Origin of the sequence: Tessaracoccus defluvii (genome assembly GCF_014489575.1) — a bacterium.
In the GTDB taxonomy this organism is placed as follows: domain Bacteria; phylum Actinomycetota; class Actinomycetes; order Propionibacteriales; family Propionibacteriaceae; genus Arachnia; species Arachnia defluvii.
This window is the reverse complement of sequence record NZ_CP060789.1, coordinates 3232572-3244715: the sequence shown is the minus strand read 5'-3', so window position 1 is coordinate 3244715 and position 12144 is coordinate 3232572. Positions and strand designations below refer to the sequence as shown.

The following is a 12144-nucleotide window of genomic DNA, read 5'->3' as shown; positions in this document are numbered from 1 at the left end:
AAGCCGGAACGAAACGGCTAGACTGGTAGCGCAACGAACTAGATAGCTACCACTCATTATCTCGTGCGATCCGGTCCGGCTAAAAGAATGGTGTCGTAGGTCTGATCTTAGTCGTGCGATCGCTTTCTCAGGTGAAATCGGCTGCCACGCTGCTAGCCGAGCTTCAATACCTCGCACTCCCCGGCCGAAACGTCGCCTCATGCATCGTAAGCATACAGCCGGCTTCTGCATGCCCGTTCACTCCACCCAGATCTAGCCTCGATCTTTCATGAGGGGTCTGATCGGGGCTGGTCGGCGCCGGTGGCGCCGAGGTTGTTCTGATTCTTGCAGGTGGGTGCGACAGGACCCCGCATGACGTCTGCGGGGCGGGCTTCCCGGCCGAGGGTTCTTTCGTTGAGGTGGACGGGGTGGGCGCCTGGGTCAGGTAGCTGGTGCTGGGAGGTCGCGGAGCCGGCCGATGCCGTCGAGGATCAACTCGGCCCAGCGGGACTGTTCAGCCAGATGTGGCACGACCCGGCGAGCGCGGCGGGCCAAGGTCGCGGGGATGCTGTAGAGGCGGTAGCGCAACCGTTTCGGTTCCCAACGGCGGGCTTCGTGACCGGCCAACGCGAGCATCCCGCTCCAGGCCTGCAACTCGGAGGCCAGCGCCACGATCTGGCACCAGATCCGGTTCTGGTCGAAGCCGTGGAGGGGCAGGTTTACTAGTCCGGTGTCTTTCGCGATCCGGATCCGGTCTTCGCAGCGGGCGCGGCGACGGTGCCGCAACTCCAGGTCTTGCAGGGTGCCGGTGGTGGTGTTGGTGGCGAAGGCGGTGAGTCGGTAGCCGTCGACGTCATCGAAGCGGAGTTGAGCGCCGGGGTGGGGCCGTTCCCGGCGGACGATGACCCGCATCCCGGGAGGCCAACCGTCGAGGGTGAGCAGTCCGGTGAAGTCGGCCAGATCCGCCCCTTCCCGCGCCTGGCGGTCGGCGTTGAGGGCGGGGACCCAGACCCAGTCGGGGATCTGCTGGTAGAGGGTGCTGGTGTCGAGCGGGAGAGTGAATCCCACCGAATACGCCATCCGATGAGTCGCGAGCCACCGGGTGAACTCCTTCGTGCCGCCGGCCCCGTCCGCGCGGACCAGGACCCTGCGGCCCGGCCGGGGATTCTTCCAGGGGAGCTGCGCGAGAGCTTGTTTGGTGACGGTGATGTGATCGGCGGCGGTGTTCGAACCGGCGTTCCCGGGGCGTAGGTGGACCACCAGGGCTTCGCCGGTGCCCTCAGGTCCGTGGTCGGCGAACGCCAGCAACGGGTGGAACCCGAAGCCTCGTCTTCAACGTCGCAGCCGCGCGCTGCATCTCCGAGTGCGCGGTGATCAACGACGCGTCCAAGTCGATGATCAGCGGATCCTCGGCAGTCGACTCGTGGTCGGGGGCATGCTCACCGGCCAACGCCCAGACCCTGGCGCGGGCCTGCTGCCTAGCTCCCGCGATCGCCTTGATGGCCTTGTCCGCATCCTCGGCCAGGGCCGCGATCAGCCGCGACACAGTCGGATCCGACGCCACCGGGCCGTAGACCCCTGGTTCAGCGCGCAGGGTGGCGAGGTCACTCAACGCTTCACCGCCGAGCACCAGCGACACCGCCAGATCACAGATGATCTTGCCTGGGTCGTGGACCGCCAACGGTTTCCGCCACCGGGACAGCGCCTCCGACAGGGCCCGGTCCAGGCCGGCCGCGCGGATGGTTTCGGTCAGCAGGATCCCGCCAGCCTGCCCGACCGCGGTCACCTTCGCGGTATCGACATGAACCCTGGGATACGAGCCGGTACTCTTCACCTCGAAGGTGCTCCTCATCTTGGTTGACGTGGTCTCTAGGCAAGTCACATCATCCCAAGTCAGGGGCACTTTCGCTATCTCAACCCGCTACCGTCCACCCACCGGCGTGAAAGCGCGAGGCTAGCTAGCGGCTCTTTGTATAAAGGAGAGAGGCTGAGGAGTCCGAATCCGCCGGCATCGGCGTACCAACGGGCCATGCCGGCTCGTCGCAATCGAGAGTGGGACGAGCCCGTAATCGGGCTCATCACAATGCAGGGTGTAGTTGGGGTCTGAATCCGCCGGTCTCGAGCAGTGATCTGGCGATGTAGTGGGTGAGGTTCCGGAACCCCAGGGCGGAACCGCGGAGGTGTTCGAGGCGGGCTTGTTGTCGGGGGTGAGGAGGTCGGCTCCGGTGTGGAGGGTGCGCCGTGCCCGGTACAGGGGGTCCTGAGCGCGGCCGCGGTGGCCGTGGAGTTCTTGCTGGATCCGGCGCCGGCACTGGTCGAGGGCGTCACCGGCGAGCCTCACGACGTGGAACGGGTCCATGACGGTGGTGGCGTCGGGCAACTCTTCGGTGGTGGCGGTCTTGAAGCCGGCGAACCCATCCATGGCCACGACCTCCACGCCGGCCCGCCACGCTTCGGGTCGGGCAGCTAGCCACGTCTTGAACGTGCTCTTGGAGCGGCCCTCGACCATGTCCAGCAGGCGTGCCGGGCCGGTGTCATCCCTGATCGGGGTGAGGTCGATGATCACGGTGACGTACTTGTCGCCGTGACGGGTGTGCCGCCAGTTGGGTCGGCCTGGGGCGCGGTGTCGGGATTGCTCCCGGTCCGTTTCCCCAGGCCGCCCGCCGAACCGGACGTGCGATTCTCACCGCATCCGGCTCTCCATGAGAGAGGGCTGGTTCAGCTGGTGGTGACAGCTGGCCGGTCCCAGGGGGTAGGGATCTGGTAGCCGCGATAGCGGTACCTGGTCACCGGGACGCTGGCGGCGCCGGTGAACCTCTTCCCGTTGTGAGCGAGGCGCCAGGTTCCGGGCAGGCAGTACCTGCGGCGGAGTTCCGGCCATCCGAGTCGGCGGTGCTTCTTGCGTAGCCATGCCGTGATCCGCTCCCACGTGTAGGAGTCGATCGCGGCGAAGGTCGCTTTGGCCACCGCATACCGGAAGTAGTTCGCCCATCCCCGCAGCACCCGCCCGAGATAGTCCATGAGGTATCCCGGGTCCTGGTGCAGGGTGTTCCTGTAGGTCATGGTCTTCACCCGCTGTCTGATCGAGGCGATCGCCTTCTTCGCGGGCAGGGTGTAGACGTACCACTTGTTGCTGCCTCGTCTCCGCATCCGTCGGATGTGGAAACCGAGGAAGTCGAACCCGTGGTCGATGTGGACCACGCGGGTCTTCTCCGGAGACAGACGCAACCCCATCGGGGCCAGCACGTCTGCCACCTCGTGACGCAACTGCTCGGCGTGTTCCTGCTGACCCTTCACGACGATGACGAAGTCATCGGCGTAACGGATCAGCCGAAAAGACGCTTTGCCGTGGTCACGGCGCCAGGCCCGCTTACCGGCCGTGCCCATCTCATGGTCCCAGCGGCGAGCGAACTCGTCATCGAGGACTGATAGGGCGATGTTGGCCAGCAGCGGGGACAAGATCCCGCCCTGTGGGGTGCCGGTGATCGTCCCCTCGGTCGTGCCCACCATGGTGAGCACGCCTGCTTTCAGGAACGCCTTGACCAGCGCGAGCACCCGCTTGTCACCGATCCTGCACCGGAGCCGGTCCATCAAGGCGGTGTGGTCGATCATGTCGAAACACGCCTCAATGTCGGCCTCCAACACCCACTCATACGATTTGCTCGCGAAGTGGTGGATCTCGGCGACCGCGTCCTGCGCGCGCCGGTTAGGTCTGAACCCATAAGAGCACGACTTGAAGTCGGCCTCGAAAATGGGTTCCAGCACCAGCTTCAAAGCAGCCTGCACCACCCGGTCGGTCACGGTCGGGATGCCCAACTTGCGCAGCTTTCCGCTGGCCTTGGGGATCATCACCTGCCGCACCGGCACCGGCCTGAACTCTCCAGCCCTCAACTGGGCCCGAAGGTCACGCAGGAACTCCTCCACCCCGACCCCGGAACTGATCCGTGCCACGGTGACACGGTCCACCCCGGGAGTCTTGGACCCCTTGTTCCCGGCGACGCGTTCCCACGCCATCGTCAAGAACGCCGGATCACACACAAGGTTCCACAGGTCATCGAACCGGCGACCACGATCGGTGACCGCCCAACCATGCAGCTTGGTCTGCATCCTCCGTACCCCCAGATAGGACCGAGCATCGCTGGGCCACCCGGCGGCGCCGACATTCACCGGCGCGTCTTCGGACATTACATTCACCTTCCTCTGCTTTCTCTCACTGCCGCCCTTCCCCATGTGACCGGCTTTCCCGGCCTCGGAGTACTACGACGGCTCCGCCCCACCCGCACCCTTCGGCTGGCAACGCACCTATCCCCAGACATGGGGAGCGCGATGCGGATGGTTCCCACGTTCGCTGTTGTTCGGTCGACAGGCGAGGTGTCCGGCTTTACCCCTGCGGCATCGTCGTGGCTACGCCGTAGACCTTCACCACGACCTGCCGGACCCGACACATACCACCGTTCCGACAGTTCCCCACCCGCCACGACCGTCAACGACGGCCCCGACAAGCGGTTACGCACCGCTAACCAGCCCCGATCCACCGGGTTAGAGCTGGGCGACGATCAAGAGGCTTTACGACACCGGTTCCTCTCGTACACCTTCCCGTCTTGCTCACCAGACACGGCCCATCCGGTAGTACTGGACCGTCCTGACTTTGTCACGGCTGCTCCCACCCACCCCAGGCGTTCCCCCAGGACAGGCTGCCGTCAGCTTTACCTGGCCGCTACGACGGCCAACCAATGCAGGTCTCCCACCTCCATCCGATACAACAGCGCCTCGTGGCGCACCACGTGCTCGTCGACGCCGAGCACATGGACGCCGTCGAAACGCCGCGGATCGTTGATCAGGACCCGCTTGCCCTCGGCCAGGACGGCGTCGTTGGCGGTGTTCCACGACACTGCCAGCCCTTCGGCGATCCGGGCTACGGTCAGATGCGCGACCACGAGTCCTTCCAACGCCCACCGCACCGCCCGTCGGGACAACTTCGCCCGCGGCTCGGCGGCTCTGCTCATGTCCTGACGCCACACATGCCCGCACTCGCCGCAGCGGTAGCGACGCACGGTGACGAGCAAGATGGTGGGTCGCCAGCCGAACGGCTCGTGCGCCAGACGACGCACCACGGTGCCACGTGGCGTTCCCTCGCAGCCGCACCGCCGGCACCACTGGTCCGGCTCAACGACCCGGCAGGCCAACACGGCCCGCTTCGGCTCGATCTGTTGGCCGACGACCTCCAGGCCGAGCTCGTCGAGGCGGGTGAACGTGGTCAGGTTGGGGCGCGTGAAGGTAGCGTGAGGCACGTCGAGGTCTTCCGGATGGTGAGTGTGAGAACTTCCATCTTCGGGAGGCCTCGACCCTCATCCGCGGACCGACGCGCCGCCGTGATCACCCCGCCTCTACACCCTCAAATGTGATGAGCCCGTAATCGCCGCCATCGGATCGGTCGCCCAGTGCATCCAAGACGTGTACAGCTAGCTATGCGCCCGCTTCGCCATGGCTTCGGCAATCTTCCTGAGGGGACGCTCCACGACTGCGAATCCTTGCGGCCGAGCGTCTTGGTACTTCAGATCCTCCAAGTTGATCCGGTACTCAAGAGACGGAATTTCGACCCCTCCTGGCCCCATCGCTTGAATCCTGAGTGTCAGCGTTGGGACTGGGACCTCACCATTCTCAGGGAAAAACTTGTACAGGACATCAAGGCTCCACTGCATAGTTCGGCCTGGGGCAAGGGAACCAAGACCTTCCGCACAACGGGCTGCGGTCCTTGCAACCATCCGGCTTGCCCTCTCATCAGCTGCAACCAGTAGCGAGGTCAGAGGCGGTTCAAACTTCACCACGACATTCGTGGCGACCGTTGGTCCGCTGTTGCCAACGACCAGTGCGAGCATCCCAGCGTCATCTCGCATCCTTAGATCCGCCCACACGTACGGCTGTTGTGCCGCTCGTTGTGCCTCCAGCGTTGCTTCCAGTTGGTCTTGAGCAATCTGAGCGGAGCGCTGAGAGGCAACGGCCGATCTCTCCGAGGTGCGCATGCTGTGGACCCCAAAGAGAAGACTCAAGGCGACACTGACCGTCGCAACGGCGAATGCGGCTAGTTCCAACATCGGCTCCTCCTGTTATTCCGCCCATTGCACGACTACGACACCGGTGCCAGCGCCGTGGGTCGCTGAGCAGTGGTGCGCAGCCAAACCCGTTCGGTTCTGTCATCGTACAAGATCACGTGGATGAGGGCCTTTGAGTCATCCAGGCAACCAGCTCCTTCGAAGAACTTCGCCCGAACCTCTTCCTCAGTCAGCGGGGTTGACCCTCCGTTATACCAGTAGATAATCAGTTCGGGTGTGTATGTGCAAGATTCATGGCTTAGGGCGCGACATTCCTCCCTCGCGACCTTATGCCTGTCACGTTGCTGCCCAAGCGAAGCCGCAATGGCATCCCACCACCATCGATCCACACCCCCGAGGGAGCAGCCAAAGATGATGAATAGAGCCGTGTCCTCGAACAGGTGAGCGTAGCGGGCGCGGTTCTGCGCCCAGAAGGGTTTTGCGAGGCGCAAGCGTGGATCCTGGTTGCCCCTCCGGTCGACTGGTTCATCGATACCGAACAACAGTGAACGAGGGACGCTCTGCTGCCCGTGGGGATGGATGACATCCGCCATAAGATACGACGACGACAGATCCTTGGGCTTGATCTCGTGCGGCTCAACTCCTCGCGGGTTGTTATGGAAGTCACAGTTACGGTCCACAGTGCGCCTGGATAGGCGATCGAATTGAATCTGGTCGAGGTGAATGAAGTCGTCAAGGAGTGGCGTGTAGTTGAAATTGACGAAAAGGAAGTTGTAGAGTTCCAAATTCTCTCCCGTTGGAAACGCGCTCACGCGGTACTGTTCCGGAGAGAGGTCGTACAGGAACATCAGGAGCGACTCCATCGCCCACTTGTGCCGCGCGGAGTCTGCCCCCAGTTCGGTGAGGATGGAACTGGGCACCACCGCGTCGAGGAACTCAGAGAACTGGCCTTGAAGCTGCCTTAGAGCCTCGATGAGCTCCTCTGCCCTCGCCACCTTGGGCCCATTGAGTAGGCGGGAAACAGCTCCCTCAACATCGCTCCAGTCTGCCGCGCCGGCGTCCTTGAGCTCCCTCATCTCTTGCATGATGATGTTGCTCGGGTCGAAGTGACGTCTTGCGAGGAAGTCATAGAAGTGCTCGTAGCGGGTATCGACCCTGGCCCCGTAGTCATGGAGAGCCTGGATGTCGAACCCGTTACCGACAAATGCCATCACGTTGCGCTGGACAGCAACGCTATCGAACGACTGGGTGTAGTCCGTGTGTCCCATTTACTCACACCTCTCTTCTGATCACCGATGACACCTTGTCAGTATCCAGGGTATTACCCCAAGTAAGCCCAGGCAGTGCGTCGACGATTCGCACCGTCTCGACGGAGACCCGCACCACGCGCTTGATCAGGTCGACGATGCACCGCGGATCGCCCTGTCCCCGCGACCAGGCGTTTGGGTCGTTGACGATGCCGGATTCCTTGTCGGTCTTGATGTAGTAACGGTCGATGATCCATCCCAGGGCTGAGCGGGAGCCGAGCTGGTAGGCGTGGGCCTCGTCGGGGATGCCGCGTAGTGTGACGTGCGGGTTGTATATGAGGGTGGACTTGTCGGTATTCGGCGCGTACTTCATCTTCTTGTCGGTGACGGCGAACAGTGCGTACTCGTCTAGGCCTGCGGCCGGTGTCACCAGTTCCTCGAGTGGGTAGGGCTCGACCGTCTCGTAGTTGATGTGCAAGTCCATGAGTTGTTGGCCGGCTGCCGCGAAGGCGAGGAAGTCGTCGGAGGTGGCGGCCAGCGGGATGCGGGGCAGCATCTTCTTCAGGTCGGCTTCGAAGCGTTCCCGGTACTGCGGAGAGTGGAGGATGCCGTAGACGTAGTGGAAGATGTCGTCCTTGGTGACCTTGGGTCCGAAGGCTTCGCGGTACTGCCGCAGGGCGTTGTCAGTGACATTGTCGATGCGGCGCCAGCCGTCGAAAACATCGCCTTCGTCAAGATCGAACAGCCCATCGCTTTCCGCTCGCTTCGCCGCTGGTTCATAGGTCCAGCGGGGGAAGAACTGACCACTGTTCGATCCGTACATCGCGAGGTCTGGGAGTAGATCTGTCGCGATAACGCCGAACTGCTTCGGTGAGCCCGGTGCTAGCGTATAGAAGCCGGCGTTGGGGGTTCCTTGGGTGGGGAAGTACTGGCGGTTCTTGCCCGGACGATGGTTGAACACGTCATCGAAGTAGAGCGCCTGCATGGTGAAGGGTCGGTAGAGAGCTCGACGCGTCACTCCCGTGAAGGAATGCTGCTCGCCTCGCAGTGCCCGTGGCTTGAGGCTGCTTGACCACTTGATCTGGCGTGGGTCGTCTAGCAGGTCGGCTTCCGAGGTGAGTCGCTTGGATGCTTGGGAGTTGTAGGTGTCGATCATGCGGCGCATGTTGCTCTCGACGGCGGCTGTGTCGAAGTTGTAGCACCAGGCATCGCGGTTGGTTTGCACCCCTGCGGAAGAGCTTCGGAAGATCTCGCTGATCGGGGTGAACTCGCTGAAAGTATCGTCGCGCTGGTTCAGCCAGTCGCCGTGGTTGTTGGGTTGCAGTTCGTTCCAGGCGTCGTCGTGGAGGGTGGCGGTGGTGAGGATGTCGAGTTTGGTGGTGCGGTCGAGGTAGTCGCCGATGTCTCGGTAGTGGATGGTGGCGGGGCCGATGTGGGCGGGGTCCTTGACGCCCAGCGTGATCGCGACAGTGACTTGGCTTCCTTCTCCGAAGATCTTGCCTCCATTTCGCTTCCAGTCACCTTGTTGGTTGCCGCGGAGGTTGAAGATCCAGAGGTGGCTGAACTCTTCTTGCAGGGTGAGGCGCATGCCCTCGGCCGTGTTCCCGTCGATCCAGCCGCCGTTGGAGACGAAGGCCATGATGCCGCGTTGGCCGAGGCGGTCGGTGGCCCAGCGGTGGGCACGGATGTAGGAGTCGTAGAGGCTGTTCTTGTTGGTTGCGGGGGAACGCTCGGCGTAGGTGTGTCGGATTCGGCTGTCGAGGGTGGGATAGCCCAGGTTGGCGTTGTTGTCGTTGGCGCTGGCCTGCCCGACGGAGTATGGCGGGTTACCGATGATGACGGTGATGTCGGTGGCGAGCTGTTTGGTGATGCGTTCGTTGTTGGCGGGTAGCAGGCTGGTGTCTGATCGGTCGCCGTGCTCGCTGATCTGGAAGGTGTCGGTCAGCGTTGCGCCGGGGAACGGGACGTAGTGGCTGGTGCCGGTGACGGACTCGTAGGTGGCTTCGATGTTGACGCAGGCGATGTAGTAGGCCAGCAGCATGATCTCGTTGCACAGCATCTCGGTGGCGTATTTCCGGGCCAGATCCTCGGGGCGGATGAGGCCGGATTCGAGGAGTCGGACGATGAAGGTGCCGGTGCCGGTGAACGGGTCGAGGATCGTGACGCCCTCATCGGTGAGTCCTTGGCCGAAGTGGCGGCGGCTCAGCTCGTCGACGGCACGCAGCATGAAGTCGACGACCTCGACGGGCGTGTAGACGATGCCGAGTGCTTCGGCCTGCTTCGGGAAGGCGTTCTTGAAGAACTTCTCGTACAGGTCGTGGATGACGGTCTGCCTGCCGGCCGCGTCGGTGACCTGGGCTGCCCTTGTCCGGACCGAATCGTAGAACCGGACGAGGTGCTCGGTCTCGCTCTCGAGACCTTGGCCCTCGAGGACGTCGAGCATGGCCTGCATGCCGATGGAGACAGGGTTGGAGGCTGCGAACCCGGACCCGCCGAACAGGGCGTCGAAGACAGGTGCGGTGATCAGATGCTGCGACAGCATGGAGATGGCGTCGTCGCGGGTGATGGAGTCGTTGAGGTTGGCGCGCAGCCCGTGGAGGAACGCGTCGAACGCGTCGGTGACCTCGGAACTGGAGTTGGCGAGGATCGCATTGATGCGGGCGATCTGGGCGCCCGACATGGTGGCGACGTCGGCGGCCCACCTGTCCCAGTACTCGCGGGTGCCGACCCGGTCGACGATGCGGGAGTAGATCGCGTCGCGCCACTGCTCCAACTGGAACAGCGGCAGCTGCACGGCCTTCGAATCGGTGCCAGGGGCGTTGCCGTCGCCGAGCTCGGGGGTGTCGATGATGAACCGGCCCGAGGGGTCACTGCCGGCGTTGAGGTTGATGGACTGGATGACTGCCTCGAAGCGGTCGTCGTGGGCGCGCAGCGCGTTGAGGACGTCCCAGACGACCTTGAAGCGTTTGTTGTCACGCAGCGCGTCGGCGGGGTCGACGCCCACTGGGACCGCCACGGGAAGGATGATGTAGCCGTACTCCTTCCCGGGGGCCTTGCGCATCACTCGACCCACAGACTGGACAACGTCGACGGCAGAGTTCCGGGGTGAGAGGAACATCACCGCGTCGAGCCCGGGAACGTCGACGCCCTCGGACAGGCAGCGGGCGTTAGTCAGGATGCGGCAGTGCCGCTCCGGGACCGGAGCCTTCAGCCAGGCGAGTTCCTCGGCGCGGACCAGCGCGTTCATGGTGCCGTCGACGTGATGCGCCTCGCAGTTGAGGTGCGCCGTCGCGTCCGCGCCGCCGGTTGCTTCGACGACCAACTCGAACGCCTCAGCCACACGCTTGGAGCTCTTGATGTTCTCCAGGAACGCGACCGCACGCTGCATTGGAGCCGCGCCGGGTGGGAAGGCGGGGCTCAGGTCTCCCGCGTGGGTGCGCTTGGCCAGCGTGTTCCAGCAGCCCAGGATCTTTGCCGCATCATCCAGGGGGATCTCGAGGTTGTCGTCGGCCATCATCGATTGGACGGGGGCGGCCATCTGGTCCTCGGAGACGACGAGAACCATCACCTTGTAGTCGGTCAGCAGTTCCTGCTCGACGGCCTCACCGAAGCCGAGGCGGTGGAAGACGGGTCCGAACGTGGCCAGATCATCCATGGACGTCAGCATCGCCGAGTGATCCTCCGCCTTCGCCACCACCGCATCGCCGAACAGGCGCGGTGTCGCGGTCATGTAGAGGCGCTTTGCTCCCTTGAGGAACGCGTTGTCGTGGACGCGGACGAACGCCGACTCGTCTTCGCCAGCGAGGGTCACCCCTGTGGTGCGGTGGGCCTCGTCACACAGGATGAGATCGAACTCCGGCGCGCCGAGCTTCTGCGCCTGGGCGACGACGTCGATCGACTGGTAGGTGGAGAACACCACAGAGAGCCCCTGGGCCCGCTTGGCTGTTGCCAGTCGGTCCTTCAGCTCCGCCGGATCCGTGGTGGCAGGCAGTGGAATGTCGTGGGGCGAGATGTCCTCGGCGGCCCTGGATGCCTTGGTGTCGGAGCAGACGACGAATGCACGCAGATCCGCTTGGCTCTGTGCGGTCCACTCACGCAGCGTCTGGGCGACGAGTTGGATCGACGGGGCGAGGAAGAGCACGCGCAGTGAGCCGCCTGCCGCCACCGCCATCTGCTCGGCCAGCTTCAGCGAGGTGAAGGTCTTGCCCGTGCCACACGCCGAGATCCACTGTCCCCGCGCGCCCTGGGCGAAGCCGTCGCGGATGGCGGCGATCGCCTTGTCCTGATGGGGCCGGGTCGTGAACTTCGCTGCCCGGGAGAGGTTCACCTCCAGTGGATTCTTCGCGTCGGCGAAGGCCCAGTCGATGGGCGACTCGGCGATGTCGGCCAGACCGATCCGCTGCACCGGGATGGTCTGGTTCTCGAGCGCGGACTCCGCATGGCTGGACCACTTGTCCGTGGTCGAGATGATGATGCGGTTCGCGAAGGCAACACCGTCCCACTTCTTTCCCGACGCGGTGAAGAACGAATCGATGTCCTCCTTGGCCAGGTAATGGTGCGGGGCGTAGAACTTGCACTGGATGGCCGTCCAGTCACCGGTCTCTCGGTCCTGGGCCACCAGATCGATGCCGACGTCCGGCGACGTGCCGCGATGCTGCCAGTCACCCCAGCGCGAAACCTTGGTGTAGCGGGCCGCCAGCGTCGGATCCAGGCGGAAGTAGTCGACCATCAGATCTTCGAACTTGGTGCCGCGGCCTGACTGCGAGCCTGCAGCATCAAACGTCGCCATGATGTCGCCTACCGTGGCCATGCCACTCCCTTCTACGAACACTGAGGCGGACGTGAAGTCCGCCTCTGGCTCCGAG

General features: G+C 63.8%; 4 protein-coding genes and 3 pseudogenes. All 7 read right to left on the bottom strand.

Annotated features, from left to right (window positions below; translation table 11 throughout):
- Positions 1-420: 420 nt before the first annotated feature.
- The 7 genes and pseudogenes from H9L22_RS15305 to H9L22_RS15275 all read right to left on the bottom strand — a co-directional run bounded on the left by H9L22_RS15305 (position 421) and on the right by H9L22_RS15275 (position 12089).
- Positions 421-1831: pseudogene (locus tag H9L22_RS15305) on the bottom strand (IS1380 family transposase).
- 226 nt (positions 1832-2057) lie between these two features.
- Positions 2058-2581 (bottom strand): annotated as a pseudogene (locus H9L22_RS15300) (ISL3 family transposase); the annotation flags it as partial.
- A gap of 116 nt (positions 2582-2697) precedes the next feature.
- A complete protein-coding gene (gene ltrA, locus H9L22_RS15295; protein WP_187720661.1) occupies positions 2698-4164 on the bottom strand; it encodes a group II intron reverse transcriptase/maturase in 1467 nt (488 codons plus the stop codon).
- 587 nt (positions 4165-4751) lie between these two features.
- Positions 4752-5270 (bottom strand): annotated as a pseudogene (locus H9L22_RS15290) (ISL3 family transposase); the annotation flags it as partial.
- Between the two features lie 171 nt (positions 5271-5441).
- Positions 5442-6074, bottom strand: a complete 633-nt coding sequence (locus H9L22_RS15285; protein ID WP_187720660.1) for a hypothetical protein — start codon at positions 6072-6074, stop codon at positions 5442-5444.
- A 32-nt stretch (positions 6075-6106) separates the two neighbouring features.
- Complete coding sequence (locus H9L22_RS15280) at positions 6107-7300, bottom strand: AbiH family protein (RefSeq protein ID WP_187720659.1); 1194 nt, start codon at positions 7298-7300, stop codon at positions 6107-6109.
- 4 nt (positions 7301-7304) lie between these two features.
- Entirely contained in the window at positions 7305-12089 is a 4785-nt protein-coding gene (locus H9L22_RS15275) for a DEAD/DEAH box helicase (protein ID WP_187720658.1), read from the bottom strand.
- Between the last annotated feature and the right edge of the window lie 55 nt (positions 12090-12144).

What these genes read in the sequence shown, in the direction of transcription:
- ltrA (WP_187720661.1), bottom strand. Translation starts at nt 4,164, where the DNA reads ATGTCCGAAGACGCGCCGGTGAATGTCGGCGCCGCCGGGTGGCCCAGC.
- H9L22_RS15285 (WP_187720660.1), bottom strand. Translation starts at nt 6,074, where the DNA reads ATGTTGGAACTAGCCGCATTCGCCGTTGCGACGGTCAGTGTCGCCTTG.
- H9L22_RS15280 (WP_187720659.1), bottom strand. Translation starts at nt 7,300, where the DNA reads ATGGGACACACGGACTACACCCAGTCGTTCGATAGCGTTGCTGTCCAG.
- H9L22_RS15275 (WP_187720658.1), bottom strand. Translation starts at nt 12,089, where the DNA reads ATGGCCACGGTAGGCGACATCATGGCGACGTTTGATGCTGCAGGCTCG.